At 64.2% G+C, this 15,050-nt stretch carries 14 protein-coding genes; 9 read left to right on the top strand and 5 right to left on the bottom strand.

Going from position 1 to position 15,050, the window contains the following annotated elements:
- Positions 1-39 precede the first annotated feature (39 nt).
- The 5 genes from ACOGI7_RS07010 to katG all read left to right on the top strand — a co-directional run bounded on the left by ACOGI7_RS07010 (position 40) and on the right by katG (position 4,379).
- On the top strand, positions 40-282 hold the full coding sequence (locus ACOGI7_RS07010; RefSeq protein WP_419851198.1) for a type II toxin-antitoxin system VapB family antitoxin: 243 nt from the start codon (positions 40-42) through the stop codon (positions 280-282).
- Positions 279-665, top strand: a complete 387-nt coding sequence (locus ACOGI7_RS07005) for a type II toxin-antitoxin system VapC family toxin (protein WP_419851197.1) — start codon at positions 279-281, stop codon at positions 663-665. Before ACOGI7_RS07010 ends, ACOGI7_RS07005 begins: the two co-directional genes overlap by 4 nt.
- Before the next feature lie 49 nt (positions 666-714).
- Entirely contained in the window at positions 715-1,590 is an 876-nt protein-coding gene (locus tag ACOGI7_RS07000; protein ID WP_419851196.1) for a metallophosphoesterase family protein, read from the top strand.
- A 118-nt stretch (positions 1,591-1,708) separates the two neighbouring features.
- Positions 1,709-2,158 carry a Fur family transcriptional regulator gene (locus ACOGI7_RS06995; RefSeq protein ID WP_419851195.1) on the top strand — a complete coding sequence of 150 codons (450 nt, stop codon included), beginning with the start codon at positions 1,709-1,711 and terminating at the stop codon, positions 2,156-2,158.
- A 37-nt stretch (positions 2,159-2,195) separates the two neighbouring features.
- Positions 2,196-4,379, top strand: a complete 2,184-nt coding sequence (gene katG / locus ACOGI7_RS06990; protein ID WP_419851194.1) for a catalase/peroxidase HPI — start codon at positions 2,196-2,198, stop codon at positions 4,377-4,379.
- 137 nt (positions 4,380-4,516) lie between these two features.
- On the opposite strand, the gene ACOGI7_RS06985 is transcribed toward katG, so the two are convergent.
- Together ACOGI7_RS06985 and ACOGI7_RS06980 are read right to left on the bottom strand one after the other, a co-directional pair.
- Complete coding sequence (locus tag ACOGI7_RS06985) at positions 4,517-5,179, bottom strand: hypothetical protein (RefSeq protein WP_419851193.1); 663 nt, start codon at positions 5,177-5,179, stop codon at positions 4,517-4,519.
- A gap of 22 nt (positions 5,180-5,201) precedes the next feature.
- Positions 5,202-6,566, bottom strand: a complete 1,365-nt coding sequence (locus ACOGI7_RS06980) for an ABC transporter substrate-binding protein (protein ID WP_419851192.1) — start codon at positions 6,564-6,566, stop codon at positions 5,202-5,204.
- Positions 6,567-6,798: 232 nt separating this feature from the next.
- Between ACOGI7_RS06980 and ACOGI7_RS06975 the strand changes: the two genes are divergently transcribed.
- The 3 genes from ACOGI7_RS06975 to ACOGI7_RS06965 are packed head-to-tail and all read left to right on the top strand — an operon-like array spanning position 6,799 to position 10,138.
- Positions 6,799-7,542: an ABC transporter ATP-binding protein gene (locus ACOGI7_RS06975; protein ID WP_419851191.1), complete on the top strand. Its 744-nt coding sequence runs from the start codon at positions 6,799-6,801 to the stop codon at positions 7,540-7,542.
- Positions 7,539-8,231 (top strand): ABC transporter ATP-binding protein, encoded by a 693-nt coding sequence (locus tag ACOGI7_RS06970; protein ID WP_419851190.1) that lies wholly within the window; start codon positions 7,539-7,541, stop codon positions 8,229-8,231. Before ACOGI7_RS06975 ends, ACOGI7_RS06970 begins: the two co-directional genes overlap by 4 nt.
- A complete protein-coding gene (locus tag ACOGI7_RS06965) occupies positions 8,228-10,138 on the top strand; it encodes an ABC transporter permease subunit (RefSeq protein ID WP_419851189.1) in 1,911 nt (636 codons plus the stop codon). Before ACOGI7_RS06970 ends, ACOGI7_RS06965 begins: the two co-directional genes overlap by 4 nt.
- A gap of 45 nt (positions 10,139-10,183) precedes the next feature.
- Here ACOGI7_RS06965 and ACOGI7_RS06960 read toward each other — a convergent pair whose 3' ends face one another.
- Positions 10,184-11,797, bottom strand: coding sequence for a PEP-utilizing enzyme (locus ACOGI7_RS06960; RefSeq protein WP_419851188.1), 1,614 nt, complete (start codon positions 11,795-11,797; stop codon positions 10,184-10,186).
- Between the two features lie 17 nt (positions 11,798-11,814).
- Positions 11,815-12,789, bottom strand: coding sequence for a DUF7065 domain-containing protein (locus ACOGI7_RS06955; protein WP_419851187.1), 975 nt, complete (start codon positions 12,787-12,789; stop codon positions 11,815-11,817).
- Positions 12,790-13,011: 222 nt separating this feature from the next.
- On the opposite strand from ACOGI7_RS06955, the gene ACOGI7_RS06950 reads away from it, so the two are divergent.
- Complete coding sequence (locus tag ACOGI7_RS06950) at positions 13,012-13,707, top strand: hypothetical protein (protein WP_419851186.1); 696 nt, start codon at positions 13,012-13,014, stop codon at positions 13,705-13,707.
- A 37-nt stretch (positions 13,708-13,744) separates the two neighbouring features.
- Here ACOGI7_RS06950 and ACOGI7_RS06945 read toward each other — a convergent pair whose 3' ends face one another.
- Positions 13,745-15,049, bottom strand: a complete 1,305-nt coding sequence (locus ACOGI7_RS06945; RefSeq protein ID WP_419851185.1) for a cytochrome P450 — start codon at positions 15,047-15,049, stop codon at positions 13,745-13,747.
- Position 15,050 lies beyond the last annotated feature (1 nt).

The following is a 15,050-nucleotide window of genomic DNA, read 5'->3' as shown; positions in this document are numbered from 1 at the left end:
CGGTAGTATCTTTCTACCTAATTTGATATATTGGTACCTATGGTGCTGAGTATCAAGAGTGAGAGAGCCGATCAACTGGCCCGCGATTTGGCCGAGTTGACGGGAACATCAATCACCGATGCAGTTACTGCGTCGCTGGAAGCCCAGTTGGAACTGGAGCGTCGGCGTCGGCGTCGACCGGCACTGGGGGACATTGTTGAGAGGTTTCGTGAATTGCCCGTTCTCGACGAGCGTTCGCCCGACGAGATCATCGGCTATGGCGAACACGGTCTTCCCGCATGAACGTGGTCGACACCTCAGCGATTGTTGCGGTGCTTTTCGGTGAGCCGGGCAGCGAAGACATCGAGCGCAAGCTGATGGGTGCTCCGTGCGTGATGTCGGCCGCCACTCAAGTTGAGCTTGGAATCGTGGTGGAGGCCAAGACTGGGGCGGCTGGCGTATTGCTCCTCGAAGAGCTCTTGTCGCGCATCGAGATCCAGATTGAACCGGTGGATGCCGGTCTGGCCGAAGAGGCGCTGGCCTGCTGGCGGCGCTTCGGCAAGGGACGGCATCCCGCGGCCCTCAACTACGGAGATGTCTTCTCCTACGCCCTCGCCCGCCGCCTGGGCCAACCCCTGGTGTTTGTGGGCGACGACTTTTCTCAGACCGACGCGTTAGTCGGCTGAAGGCTGCTGATCCACGACCTGTGGGGCGCAGTTCTGGAATACTCAGGATGTGTTTCGCGTCACCCAGTTTTCAGATACGCACTTCAGCACCAACCCAGAGGGGGAATCGCGCAATACCGACGACACCTGGGATGCCGTGTTTGCCGACGCATTCGATGAGGCTCGGCCGCTTCCTGATCTGGTGGTGATCACCGGCGACATCGCAAACGATGGCACTGAAGCCGAGTACATGAAGATTGCTGAAAAGTTCGACCGCATCCCGGTTCCCGCCGTGGTGTGTCCGGGAAATCACGACCGGCAGGTACCCTTCGACGCCATTTTGCCCCGGCCGGGGCTGAGCAACGGGCGCACTTGGAGGGTCGAGAACTGGCTGTTCCTTTTCGCCGACTCCAATGCAGCTGGGCGAGAGCGTCGCCCAGATGGCTCTCTGGTAGACACCGAGGATCGGACCATGCAGCACGGTCTCTTCGGAGACCCCGAGGTTGTGTGGATGGCAGAGACCGTCGGTCGGAGTGATGCCGACCACGCTTTCGTTTGGACCCATCACCCACCAGGGGTTGCCGGCTTCTTCAAGAGCGAAGCTCAAGATGCCGAATTCGCTCATCTGATCGACAAGGCCCCCACCATCCGCGGGGTAGGAGCTGGCCACACCCACACCAACACGATTCTGGAATGTGCGGGACGCCCCATCCACCAGTGCCCGTCTCTCTCGGTCAACTTGAACATGAAGGAGTACACCACGCTCCCGCCCGGATACCGCACCTACGAATTCTCCGAAGACGGCTCGATCACAAGCGAAGCACACCTGGTGGGCGAAGAACGGTGGCCAAGGAGTTCCCTAAACGAGCCCGCTCGCCGCATGCTCCGCGGAGAGATCAGCTATGAGGAGATGAAGGCCGAGCTGGCTGGCGAGAAATTCTTATAGTCCCGCATACATCGGACCCCTTAGCCGCAAAACGAACTGTGCTGTTTAAACATATGAATTCTTAGATTTTGATTAACACAATTTTGGAATAAGTCCAGAGTCATGTTACGGTGGCTCCATGGCGTCAAGCGAGACTCCGGCCCCCGCCGATCTGTTGCGGCAGCACGGCTTGCAGGTAACGGCTCAGCGAATTGCCGTCATCCGTGCCGTTTCGGCCTGGCCTCACGGTACCGTTGAGGATGTGGCCGAGGCGGTCCACAATGAGATTGGCGCTATCTCTCGCCAGGCGGTTTACGACTCGTTGGGGATGCTCGCCGAGAAGGGACTGATCCGCCGGATCCAGCCCGCTGGATCGCCAGCCCGCTACGAGGACCGGGTCGGCGACAACCACCACCACCTGATCTGTCGCAGCTGCAATCAGATGGTCGATGTTGACTGCGCGGTGGGCTACACCCCCTGTCTGACCGCGGCCGACGACTCCGGGTACGAGATCGACGAGGCCGAAGTCATCTACTGGGGCCGCTGCCCCGAGTGCCTTGCCGCTGACAAGGAGCCAGTGGCCCAATGAACCAACCAACAATCCACACAACTCAAAGGAGATTCCAATGACCGAGAGCGCGAGCCAGTGCCCGTTTTCTGGGGCCAATACCGCCAAAGGAACCTCGGCCACCGAGCAGTGGTGGCCCGAGCAGCTGAACCTCAAGATCCTGCATCAGCACTCACCGGATGCCGACCCGATGGGGGAGAGCTTCGACTACGCCGCCGAGTTCGAGTCGCTTGACCTGGTCGCGGTCAAACAGGACATCGCCGATGTGCTGGTCGACTCCAAAGACTGGTGGCCTGCCGACTACGGCCACTACGGCCCGCTGATGATCCGCCTTACCTGGCACGCCGCCGGCACCTACCGGATTGGCGACGGCCGCGGCGGGGGAGGCACCGGGGCGCAGCGGTTCGCCCCGCTGAACAGCTGGCCCGACAACGCCAGTCTGGACAAGGCCCGCCGTCTGCTGTGGCCCGTCAAGCAGAAGTACGGCCGCAAGCTGTCGTGGGCCGATCTGTTGATTCTGGCCGGCAACGTGGCCCTGGAGTCGATGGGCTTCAAAACATTCGGCTTCGGCGGCGGCCGTCCCGACATCTGGGCCCCCGAAGAAGACATCTACTGGGGCTCGGAGAATGAGTGGCTTGGCGACGAGCGCTACACCGGCGAGCGCGAGCTGGAGACCCCGCTTGGGGCAGTGCAGATGGGCCTCATCTACGTCAATCCCGAGGGTCCCAACGCCAATCCCGACCCGATCGCGGCCGGCATCGACATCCGGGAAACGTTCGGCCGCATGGCCATGGACGACGAGGAGACCGTGGCGCTGATTGCGGGCGGCCACACTTTCGGCAAGGCTCACGGCGCGGCCCCCGACACCTACGTCGGGGCTGATCCCGAGGGTGCCAGTCTTGAAGAGCAGGGCCTGGGGTGGAAGAACACCTTCGGCACTGGCGTGGGCGGTGACGCCATCACCAGCGGCCTGGAGGGGGCATGGACCAACGACCCCGCCACCTGGGACAACGGCTTTTTCGACAATCTGTTCGGCTATGAGTGGGAGCTAACGCAGAGCCCTGCGGGCGCGCACCAGTGGCGCCCAACCGATCGGGCCGCTGATAACACCGTGCCCGACGCCCATGATCCGGCCAAGCGGGTGGCACCGATGATGCTGACGACGGATTTGGCGCTGCGGTTCGACCCCATCTACGAGCCGATCTCGCGGCGGTTCCATGAGAACCCCGACGAGTTGGCCGATGCCTTCGCCCGGGCCTGGTTCAAGCTGACCCACCGCGACATGGGCCCGGTGTCCCGCTACCTCGGGCCCGAGGTTCCCGACGAGGAGCTGATCTGGCAAGACCCAGTGCCTGCCTCTCAGGGCGAGCCCATAGGCGCCGACGAGATCGCCGACCTCAAGGCCCGGGTCCTGGGCTCGGGGCTGTCGGTGTCCCAACTGGTGTCCACCGCTTGGGCCTCGGCCTCAACGTTCCGAGGCACCGACATGCGTGGCGGGGCCAACGGGGCTCGCATTCGGCTCGCACCGCAAAGCGGCTGGGACGTCAACGTCCAGTCCGGCACGGCCGAGGTGGTAGCCGCGCTAGAGCAGGTGCAGGCCGACTTCAACGCGCAAGGCGGCAAGCAGGCATCGCTGGCCGATGTGATCGTGCTGGGCGGTTGTGCCGCAGTGGAGAAGGCGGCCGGTGATGCCGGCCACGACATAACGGTTCCGTTCTCGCCGGGGCGCACCGACGCCACCGCCGAGCAGACCGACGTGGAGAGCTTCGCCGTGCTCGAGCCCACCGCCGACGGCTTCCGCAACTACCTGGCCGACTTCCACAAGCGACCCGCCGAGGAGCTGCTGGTGGACAAGGCGTTCTTGCTCAACCTCACCGCACCGGAAATGACGGTGCTGGTGGGTGGGATGCGGGCGCTCGACGCCAACGCCGGCCAATCCCAGCACGGTGTGCTCACCGACCGGTCGGGCACCCTCACCAACGACTTCTTCACCAACCTCCTCACCATGGACACCGAGTGGCAGGCCTCAATCGACCAGCCCGGCGTTTACGAGGGCCGGGACAGCGCCACCGGCGAGCTCCGCTGGACGGCCACCGCGGCCGACCTGGTGTTCGGCTCCAACTCGCAACTCCGGGCCATCGCCGAGGTGTACGGCTGCGACGACGGCGAGGAGAAGTTCGTCAACGATTTCGCCTCAACCTGGGCCAAGGTCATGAACCTGGATCGGTTCGACCTGACCTAAGCCCAGCCACGGCCAGCCGGCCAGCGGGATCCCCCTCTCCCGCTGGCCGGCAGCTCCGTAGGCTCGCTGGCAATCTCATAGAGCCCCGGGCATCGGGCGCGATAGGGCGCCCCCTGCGTGGGCAGATTCCCGGTCGACTAGAACGGCCGAGGGCTGTCGACTACCCACGGCTCGGCAAGGACGTACCAGATCAGCTGCCCGCAGAAGGCGAGGAAGAAGCCAGTCGAGATCGCGGCGATCGCGATCGTTGTGTCTCTCCAGAACCGTTCTGTGCCGACGTCAAGACGACTCGCCAAACTCGGGATCGCCCACCGGCGGAGGAGTCGCATCATCGCGTAGCTCAGCAGGATGAGATGGGCGTTGTACCAGGCGTTCGACCATGCGACCCCGTTGAGCTTGAACGCGTCCCGCTGGTGGTATTCCCAGACACCCTGTGACACGAAGATCGACTCGAAGATCAACACGTAGACGGCGGCAACGACGTAGAGAATCGGCCATTGGCGGGCCCCGAAGCGGTCATCGAGTTTGGGCGCGAAGTGGGCGAGCGCGTAGAACACGAACGAATAGAACCCCACGTACGCCAGTACAGCGAACAAGGGTTGTTCGACATCACCGACCCGCCATAGGGCCAGCAACCGTTCGTCGTAGGACACGTTGAAGAACCAGGCGGAGTTGAACACCCAGTCCCAGAAGACCATCAGGTTGCAGGCAACGAAAATCCCTACGAAGTAGGGCTTCCGAGTGCGCAGAGCCACGGCGAGTGCCGTGATGTACGTCACGGCACCGCCGAGCTCAAGCACACGGAGCAGTTCCAAGCTGAACTCAGCCAGCGGCGTTGAGGGCGTCGACGTGACTGCCGTAGACGAGCGCGCCGTCCTGGACCGTCACGATCCACGAATCCGACCGTGCGAGACGCGGGGCCAGCGGGAAGAACCCAGTCTCGAGGTCACCGAGTTCAGGCACCGTGAGGGGTGTCGGATCTTGGATGCGGGCGAGGACAGCCTCGCGGGTCAGATTGTCAGGGCCGAGTGCGACGAGGATCTCTTCGAGGGTCAGTCCGGCGAAGTACCCACCGAGCGATGCGTCGCCGATGTCGTCGGGATTGGCCAGGTTGGCGCGATAAGCCTCGATGACCGCGGAGCTGCCACTGGGATCGGGGAAGTCAGCGGTCAGGACGAAGCCGTCGACCTCGAGCAGCGCTGGGTCGAACCCGCCTCCGATGAGTGAGACGGTCCCGTCGAAGCCGAGTGACTGCGCATCGAGAGCGACCCTCGCCGCGGCAGCGCCTTGGAGGCCTGTGGCGATGTAGTCGGGGTCCTGCGACAGTGCGTTCTGCACGGCCGGCAGGAAGTCGGCGGCCTGTTCGTTGACCGGAACGTCGATGAACTCCCACCCGGGGATCTGGGCTTGGAAGATGGTGAAGATGCCGGCGGCTTGGTCGCCGGTCGCGAGATCCGTTCGGATGAAGGCGATTCGTTGGTTGCCGCTCGCGACCGCGTCGGCCAGGAGGTTTGCGTAGCCGCCGATTGCACCACCTCCGATTGCGAGGAAGTTCGGAGCGCTGAACTCGCCAAGCGTGGTGGGAATGCTCGTGATTGCGCCGACCCCGCCTTCGGTGAGGATCGGGATCCAGGTTTCGAGCGGTGCGAGTCCGCCTGCTACGGCGATGATCGTGTCGTCGCCGACGATCGAACGGGCGCACTCCTCGTTCAACGCGGGATCGAGTTCGTCGTTGCAGCTCATGACTTCGACCGGGCGCCCGTGGATGCCGCCTCGACTGTTGACGTCCGCGACCCAGGCGTCGAATCCTGCCGGTGTGAAGTGAAGATCGAGCGGGCCTGTCTGGGAGAAGATGTTGGCAACCCGAATCGGCTCGCCGGAAGGTACAGGTGCTTCAGGCTCTTCTTCGGCTGGCTCTTCTTCGGCTGGCTCTTCTTCGGCTGGCTCTTCTTCGGCTGGCTCTTCTTCGGCTGGGTCCGCTTCTTCGGCTGAGTCTTCTTCGGCTGGGTCCGCTTCTTCGGCTTCCGTTGCCTCTTGTTCTTCGATCGCAGGACCATCTGCGGTGTCGCCATCCGACACCACGGCGTCGTCATCGTCGGAACCGCACGACGCGGCGACAAGTGCTAACAGCATCATGACGGCGATAGCGAGTCTCGTCCACTTGAACATGGCCTTCCACTGGAACATGGTCTTCTCCCTAGATGCTCGTCAAGGCGACTCTCACCTCCGACGATGAGACCATAGTTACCTAACACCGCTAGATTATCAAGTAGCTTTTAGAACACGCAGCACGGCAGCCACTGGGAAGGTTTGCTCGCCTGCGGTCGCGTCTCTTGGCGAGGTCTGGCGTCCGAAATCAACTGGCGTTAGGATAAGCCGACCCCGCCGGCGAAGGTCGAGGCGGTGAGACAGGGGGGAGATGAGCGGCATCTGGGAGGTACTGGAGCTTGACCGCCGCCGCGCGCTCACCATCCGGAACCTGGATGTCGCCTATGGGTCGACACTCGTGGTCCACGATGTGACCCTTGTCGTAGAACCGGGCCGAGTCGTGGGGCTGGTCGGTGCCAACGGAGCGGGCAAGACCACCCTCATCGACGCGGTCACGGGCTTCACTCCGGTGCGCGCGGGCGAAGTCTTGCTCGGTGAAGAGTCGCTGGGTGCGATGAAGCCGAGCCGGCGAGTGCGAGCAGGCCTCGTCCGGACATTCCAGAACCTCGAGCTGTTCGATGATCTGACGGTTGGCGAGAACCTAACGGTCGCGGGTGCGGGGTCTCGGCGCGATGGCTCGTTCGAGCCTACTACGGTGTTGAACCTCCTGGGGGTCTCGCACCTCGCGGACACGCCCGCTGCTGACCTGTCAGCTGGTGATCTCCGGCGAGTGGCCCTCGCTCGGGCTCTGATGTGCCAGCCCTCGTGTCTTTTGGTCGACGAGCCCGCGGCGGGTCTCGATCACGATGAGACGGCAGCCCTGAGTGAGGTGCTGCGAACGATCGCCTCGACAGGGGTAGGGATCTTGCTGATCGATCACGACATGTCCCTCGTCCTCGAGGTCTGCGACGATCTGTTCGTTCTCGACTTCGGCGAGCTCATCGCCTCGGGAAATCCCACAGAGGTTGTGGCCGATCCCCGGGTCGTCGAGGCGTACTTGGGATCGGACGCATGAGCCTGCTCGAAGTAACCGGTCTCGTGGCGGGCTACGGGAACAACGCCGCGGTCCACGAGGTCGACATCGATGTCGAGGCCGGAGAGATCGTGGCGATCCTCGGGCCGAACGGCGCAGGAAAGACGACGTTGCTCTCGACCATCATGGGCTTCATACGCCCGATGGTGGGCTCGGTCCGCTTCGATGGCCATGACCTCCGTGACACTCCGCCGCATCGGCGGATCAGGGCAGGGATGGCCCTAGTGCCCGAGGGACGGGGCATCGTGTCGGGGTTGGCCGTCGCGGACAACCTGCGGCTCGTTCGTCGAGGCGACCGCTCGATCGTCGACCTGTTCCCCGAACTCCACGACAAGCTCAACCGACGGGCCGGACTCTTGTCGGGTGGCGAGCAACAGATGGTGGCGCTGGCGAGAGCCCTGGCGACGCGCCCTCGCCTGCTCTTCGTCGACGAGCTCTCGCTCGGGTTGGCGCCGCGGGTCGTCGATCGATTGCTTGAGCGGCTTCGGGAAGCAGCAGCAGATCGCGACCTCGCCGTCGTGCTCGTCGAACAACATGTCCGGCAAGCGCTCCACACCGCCAACCGGGCCTACGTGCTCTCGCTGGGAAGGGTCACCATGGAGGAGACGGCGCAGTCGCTGTTGGCCAACCGTGCCGCCTTGGAAGCCAGCTACCTCGGAGGGTCCTCATGAGGTTCGATCTTCAGATCGCGTTGGCGAGCGTGGGTGCTGGTGCGGCCTACGGGCTGTTGGCTCTCGCCCTCATCGTCATCCACCGAGGATCGAAGACACTCAATCTGGGGACTGGGGCGCTAGCTGCGCTCGGCGCCTATGTCGCGGCGTGGGTTCACGAGGACGGGGATCGCCTCGGCGCCGTGCCGGCGGCGATCGTTGGCACAGTTGCCGCAGCGCTCGCTGCCGGTCTCTTCGGCTGGCTCGTCATGCGTCGGCTGCGGTCAGCGGCCATGTTCGTCCGAGTGACGGCAACGCTCGGGTTGCTCGTCGTCGTGCGAGCCGTCGTGAACCTGTTCCTCGTCGACGGTAGCACCCCCCAGGTTCGGCTCTTCGAGCGTGGGACGTTCACACTCCCCGGGGACTATGTCCTCACGAGAGACCGTCTCTTCATTCTGGTGACGGCGACGGTCGTCGTGCTCGTCGTCGCCGCGGTCTATCGCTACACGCCCTTCGGCCTTGCGAGTCGCGCCATGGCAGACGGCGAGGCGGGGGTCTCGCTGAGCGGTCGCAGCCCCGACGTAGCCTCGACGTCGAACTGGATGCTCGGTGGAGCGCTGTCGGGATTCGCCGGGGTCCTGCTCTCGAGCATCACGACCGTTTCGGTCTTGGGCCTGACCCTGCTCGTTGTCGTGGCGCTCGCCACCGCGGCGATCGCCGGCTTCCGATCGGTTGTTGCGGCCCTCTTTGCGAGCCTCGCCGTCGCAGCAGTCCAGTCGGTGGTCAGCGGCCGGATCACCGACATCTCCGAGTTCACCGGCTTGCCCGGGTGGCCCGAAGCCGTACCCTTCATCGTCCTGATCATCGTCATTGTCGCCACGGGTACCGCGGTTCCGACTCGTGGGGTCTCTTTCGAGAGCGGTCTCCCGGCCGCACCACCGGTCAAGAAACCGACCTGGTTGCCGGCGGCCGTCGCGGCGGTGGGGGGTGCGGCCATGGTTCTGGGCCCGTCCGCAATCATCGATCCGCTGACTCGAAGCGCCATTCTCGCGATCGTCGCCGTGTCGCTCGTGCTCGTCGTGGGTTTCGTGGGGCAGCTCTCGCTCGCCCAGATGACCTTCGCCGGGCTGGGCGCGGCATTCGGGTCATGGGCGGCGATCAGTCTTAACCTCCCTTTTCCGCTCCCGGTCCTCGTTGCGGTCGTGCTCGTGTTCCCGATCGGTCTCGTCCTAGGCGCACCGTCGATTCGGGTCCGCGGAGTGAACCTCGCCATCGTGACGCTCGGTGTTGCCGTGATGTTCGACGAGATGTTCTTCAGCGACCGTGATCGTTTCCCCGAAGGGATCGAGTTTCCGCGACCGAGCCTCGCCGGTTGGAGCCTCGACAGCTTCGAGCATCCACGGCGATTCGGCGTGGTGGTGGTGATCGCACTCGCGTTGGCCTGCCTCGTCGTTCAGTTGATCCGGAGCAGGCCGGCCGGCCAGTCGTTCCTCGCGGTACGGATCAACGAGCGAGGGGCCGAGGGCGTCGGCATCTCGGTCCCTCGAGTAAAATTGCTTGCCTTCTCGATCTCAGCGTCGATGGCGGCCGCCGGCGGCACTCTGCTGGGCTATCGATCAGGCCGAGTGTCGGCCGCCTCCTTCGTCTCGCTCCAGTCGGTGTTCCTGCTCGTCGTGGTCGTGATCGGTGGTGTTGGCGCCGCTGGGGGCGGGGTCGTCGCTGGGTTGCTGGTCTCCGGTGGACTGCTCATGTATCTCGCCAGTGAACTCGGCGCTTCCCCCGATGTCATCGATCTGGCAAGCGGCCTCCTGGTGTTGTTGACCCTCACCCTCATGCCCGACGGCCTCACGAGCTTGCCGGCGCGTATCAAGCAGCGCCTCGAAGAACGGCGCGATGGAGGCGGTGCCGACATCGGCATCGCGGGGTGACGCCATGCCGCGTGGCCGGATCCCAAGCGGTCGCTGGCGCTTCTTTCAGCCGTCGACGATGACGGCGGTGCCGTCGTTGCCGTTGACTTCGATCATGGCGCCGTCGGGAATCGCGGCCGTGCCATCGATCGTGTTGATCACGCACGTCACGCCGAGTTCCCGCGCCACGATCGCACCGTGGCTCATCGATCCTCCAGTGTCGATCACCAGAGCGTCAGCGATCAGGAAGAGCGGAGTCCAGCTCGGATCGGTCGTCCGGCAAACGAGTATCTCGCCTGGCGCCAGTGGGCCCGAGGTCGGGTCATCCAAGACTCGAGCGCGCCCCCGGACTGTCCCACCCACGACGCCGATCCCTTGGACGCCGTTCCCCGGCGGCTTGGTTCGCGGCGCGCCGGCCTCGCCCGCGTCAGGGTCTTCGATCGGGTCCGGGTTCCCAGTCCATGCCTGGGCAACGGTCAGCCCTTCGAAGTGGCGATGGTGTCGTTTGCGGGACTCGATCGTTGCGGGGTCGATCTGACCCCCGCTCGCCAGTTCGTCGAAGGTAACGAAGAAGATGTCGTCGGGTTCGTCGAGCGTTCGGGCCCGCGCCATCTCACTACCGGCGCACCGTGTGGCGCAGCGTGCGCCATCGATCGCCATCAGGAAGCCGGCCTTGCCGACTTCACGGCGGGGGACGAGCGTGCGCGCGAGGCGGAGCACGATCTTGGCGCGCTGGCGTCTGAAAGGGTCGAGCGCATCGAGCAGCTCCCGCTCGACGACCTCGCGCTTGGTGGTCCGCTCGCGTTCCCGCTCCCGTGGGTCTCGGACCTCTGCATCCTCATAGTTGGCGACGAGGTCGCGAACCGGGCCGTCGTCCTCTCGCCACGAGACGCTCGTCACGTTTCCCTCGTCGGGTCCGTGGAAGCCGAAGGCGGCGATGATCGAGGCGATGTCGCTTTGCCCCTGCGCTGCCTCCCAGATAGCGGTCATGAGTCTTGTCTCCTCCATGCCCCCGAGGCCGGTGAGGACATCGGAGGTTCGAGTTCGGTCACCGAACGCTTGCTCGACGACGAGCTCGACTTGTTCGACGAGGGCTTGACCGATCAGCGACACCGTCGCGTGATGCCGTCCAACGCGGATGAACCACTCGGCCGCCTCGGCCAACAGCCGCTGGGCTCCGGCCAAGTCGTCCGGCGGTTGCTCGAGCACCCTTCGACGCCACCAGTCTGCGACTTGGTCGTGGACGGTGACGACCCGCCGAGTCGAGCGGATCGCAGCTGCCGGCATCTTAAGTCCCGCTATGACCGGTCGGAGCAGGCTCCCGCGGGCGCTGGGGGTGACGACCCCGGGCTCCTCCCCGAACATCTGCTTGATGACGACGTCGCCCGAGGTTCCCGGGAGTGACTCGCCGATCGAGTGGAAGAAGGTGACGTTGCCGGCCGGGAGACCGAAGAACGACGCATTGAACTTGAGGTTCGGGTCGGCCGGCGGCGGGGCGTCCTTGGCCGCGATACCCCCGATATCGGCAAAGCACTGGCGCACCGAGGTCTCGGCGACGTGATCCCAAAATGTCCAGCCCAGGGGAGTCTGGACTCCTTGGACCGCTTCGGCGAAGTTCGCCCGCGACCATCTTGTGGTTGGGTGCGATCGGGTGTGTACGGGGCTACTGTCGAGGTCCATCTCGTCTCCTCCGTTTCTCATCGGATTCGGTGCAGTCCGTTCTCGATGTAGCCGCCGATTGCCCTCCGCGGTTGATGGGACCCTCGAAGTGCGTTGTTGGTCATCTCGAAGTCACACATTCCGACGCGGTCGCCGAGCGTCACCCTGCACATCGTGTCGACGCAGGCGATGCCATGAATCCAGGAAACGGTTCCCTTCTGCAGGGCGTCGCACTCGAGCACGAGCGTCTCGCCTGTCGTCAGGGACATCGTCACTCGACCACCTCGGTGGGTGAGACCGTCGACTTCGAGGTACGCCACGATGTCGACCTGGGCGTAGAAAAGGACGCCCTCCCGTATCACGCAGCCGAAACCGACGATTTCATCATCGGTGGTGTGGAACGACACCGCGAAGAAGCTGAAGTCGGGCGCCAATGCGCCAGCGACCCAGCGATGGCTCAGCATCGTATCCCACTGACGCGTCCCCCAGCCATGGTCGCGAAAGGCCAGTCCATCGATGTCGCAGCGGTGCCCATCGATGGTGCACGTTCCCCGTACCGTTCCGCCGACCTCCATGTGATTCGGCGCGAAGTCCCGGCCGAGGGTGGACTGCTTGGGATAGATGTCGACCGGCGTGTGCGCATCGGTCACGTGCAGCTCGGCCTGGACCTCCTTCTCTGAGATCGTCCAGATCGCGTGGTCGGTGTATTCGAACTGGCAGGTGCCATCGCCCGAAGAAAAGACCGTGCCGGTCGGGTTGACGTCCGTGAGGGGGATCGTCGCCGAACGCTTGAAGACTGCATCGGCAGAGAAGATGTTGTTCCACAGTGAGACTTGCCCGCCGTCGCGCCAGTTCGGCTCGTAGCCGATGCGGTGCATTCCCCCGACCTCGGCAGCGAGGTCCCACCAGACGAGAACCACGCTCTCCTGCCAGGTCTCGTCGTCCCCGATTGGGTGGTGCCCTTCGTCCTCGGGCCCGAGCTCGGGCGCCGTGCCCCCTCCGTGAACTTCCATTCAAATCCTGCCTTGTTCGGGCGGTCGTCGGCTTGCCGTCGACTCGGTGAAACCGTACGGCGTTAGGTTATCCGTGTCAATCGAGCTGGAGGTGGTGGCAGGCGATCGCAGGCGACGTTGACACGACGGAGGTGGACGGCGGATGGTCAGGGTCGATTGCTTGACCGGGTGATTAAACACTGTTAGGCCATTGTGCGTCCGGCTGCTTAGGGGAGACGCGTGATGATCGCTACGGTAGGTGTGAGGGTGGTGGAGGCTGGGTTTCTTCTGGCCTTCCTGGCGGGGCTCTGGCTCGTCTGGACCCAGACCAGGCGCGGGCTCATACTCGGCGTCTACTTCGGCGCTTTCCTGAGCTGGCAACACGACTGGGTCTACGCCGGGTCGGAGATGTGGAATATGGAGTTCCAGCCGGACTCCGTATGGATTGCGACATGGGGCGGCCGCGGCGAAGCGCTCTGGGCACCGCTCTCCTATGGTGCCTTCTTCGGCATCTTGACCCTGGTCTGGCTCAAGTACCTCGAGGAGCCGCTTCGGGATCGTCTCGGCGTATGGCGCTATGGCGTCGCCATGGTCGGGGTCTACGTCGCCAACGTCATCGTCGAGGGTGTGATGATCGAGCTGACCGAGGCTAACGTCTACGGGCTCGATGACAAGTGGCTCTTCTTCAACATCCCGTGGCTGCACTTCGTGACGACGGGCCTGATGCTCGTGGTCACCCTGTTCATGATCTCGCAAGCTCGACACATTCTCGATCAGCTCGGCTGGGACGACCTTGACGTCGCCGACGATGATCGCAAACACCCACCACGCACTCGGACGGCGATCCTGTTGATCGGGGTGGCCCTGCCACATGCGGCGTTCGCCACCGCCATGATGGTCGGGTTGTACGTCTATCAGCTGCTCGGCGTGCATGCGTGACAGCGCCGACGCGATAGCCGCGAAGCTCGCCGTCTGTCTAGACAGGCCGGATGGGGTCGGTCTTGAACTCGGGCCATGCGTGGTCGCCGGAGCCGAATGATCGGCCGGGACCGTAGCTGATCGGGAGCGTGAGGTACGAGCGGGCGTGCGGGATGCTGGTCACCATGTGGGCGGCGGCAACGTCCACCTCGAAGTCGGGCATCCTGCTGAGCAACGTCGTGAGGAAGAGTTGGGTGTTGCTTCGTGCGAACTCGGAGCCGATGCAGTGATGGGTGCCGGTGCCGAAGCTCATGTGTGGGTTGGGCGAGCGGTCGATCACGAACTCGTCGGCCCGGTCGAAGGCCCGCTCGTCGCGATTCGCGGAGGCGATCGCGAGGTAGACGCGGTCGCCACGCTCGTAGCATTGGTCCGCGAACGTGGTCGGCGTACGTATGGTACGACCCATTCCGGTCGCCGGCGTGTAGAAGCGCAGCACCTCTTCGACGAACGACTCGATGAGGTCGGGACTCTCCTGCAGGCGCGCTCGATCCTCTGGTGTGTCGTGGAGATGCCGAACCGCGAGCCCGACCGTCGCGATGGTGGTGTCCATCCCTCCGAGCAAAAACATGAGAATCAGCTCGGTCACGAGCTCGGGGTCCAATCGTTCACCTTCGAGCTCACTCGACGCGAGGACGGCCAGCAGCCCGTGGCCCCCTTCGGTAGTCTGCCGCTCGATCTCATCGAAGATGTCGGCGAGAAGCCACTGCATCCCTTCGAGGCTCGACTCTTCCTGGGCGACCTCCTGGTCGACCACTTCCTTGTAGCGCGGCCACTTCTCCAGAGGAATCCCCAGGAGGTCCATGATCGAGACGCACTGGAACGGGGTCACGAGATCGGTGACGACATCACACTGGCCCTTCTCCGCCACGTTGTCGAAGGCCCAGTGCATGATCTCGCTCAGGCGGGGCCGAGCTGCATCGATGGTGTTCCGGTTGAACCAGGGATTGCAGAGCCGGCGCAGATTGAGTGACTGGGGCGGGTCCATCTCGAGGAACCCGATCCGGAACACATGGGCGGGAATGCCCACCCCGCCCTCCATCTCGATCCCATTTTCGTCGAGCAGCCGCTCGGAGGCGAAGGTCTTCCAGTCGCGAAACGCCGCGACCACATCGTCATAGCCGAGGATGGCGTCGAACCCTCCATGCTCGTCGGAGTGGATCACCGGGCATTGGTTGGCCCGGGCCTTGCCGTACACCTCGGCCCAGTGGAGGGCGAAGTCCGCGGATTGGTGATCGAAGTCATCGAGTAGTCGATCGACGGTGTCGTCGGTCTGCGGATTCGCCGTCTTCGCGAGCTCGGTCATT

This window comes from Candidatus Poriferisocius sp. (genome assembly GCF_965204145.1).
GTDB lineage: Bacteria > Actinomycetota > Acidimicrobiia > Acidimicrobiales > Bin134 > Poriferisocius.
The sequence above is the reverse complement of the archived record's forward strand: the minus strand, read 5'-3'. Positions and strand labels throughout refer to the sequence as shown.

What these genes read in the sequence shown, in the direction of transcription:
- ACOGI7_RS07010 (WP_419851198.1), top strand. Translation starts at nt 40, where the DNA reads ATGGTGCTGAGTATCAAGAGTGAGAGAGCCGATCAACTGGCCCGCGAT.
- ACOGI7_RS07005 (WP_419851197.1), top strand. Translation starts at nt 279, where the DNA reads ATGAACGTGGTCGACACCTCAGCGATTGTTGCGGTGCTTTTCGGTGAG.
- ACOGI7_RS06995 (WP_419851195.1), top strand. Translation starts at nt 1,709, where the DNA reads ATGGCGTCAAGCGAGACTCCGGCCCCCGCCGATCTGTTGCGGCAGCAC.
- katG (WP_419851194.1), top strand. Translation starts at nt 2,196, where the DNA reads ATGACCGAGAGCGCGAGCCAGTGCCCGTTTTCTGGGGCCAATACCGCC.
- ACOGI7_RS06980 (WP_419851192.1), bottom strand. Translation starts at nt 6,566, where the DNA reads ATGTTCCAGTGGAAGGCCATGTTCAAGTGGACGAGACTCGCTATCGCC.
- ACOGI7_RS06975 (WP_419851191.1), top strand. Translation starts at nt 6,799, where the DNA reads ATGAGCGGCATCTGGGAGGTACTGGAGCTTGACCGCCGCCGCGCGCTC.
- ACOGI7_RS06970 (WP_419851190.1), top strand. Translation starts at nt 7,539, where the DNA reads ATGAGCCTGCTCGAAGTAACCGGTCTCGTGGCGGGCTACGGGAACAAC.
- ACOGI7_RS06965 (WP_419851189.1), top strand. Translation starts at nt 8,228, where the DNA reads ATGAGGTTCGATCTTCAGATCGCGTTGGCGAGCGTGGGTGCTGGTGCG.
- ACOGI7_RS06960 (WP_419851188.1), bottom strand. Translation starts at nt 11,797, where the DNA reads ATGGACCTCGACAGTAGCCCCGTACACACCCGATCGCACCCAACCACA.
- ACOGI7_RS06955 (WP_419851187.1), bottom strand. Translation starts at nt 12,789, where the DNA reads ATGGAAGTTCACGGAGGGGGCACGGCGCCCGAGCTCGGGCCCGAGGAC.
- ACOGI7_RS06950 (WP_419851186.1), top strand. Translation starts at nt 13,012, where the DNA reads ATGATCGCTACGGTAGGTGTGAGGGTGGTGGAGGCTGGGTTTCTTCTG.
- ACOGI7_RS06945 (WP_419851185.1), bottom strand. Translation starts at nt 15,049, where the DNA reads ATGACCGAGCTCGCGAAGACGGCGAATCCGCAGACCGACGACACCGTC.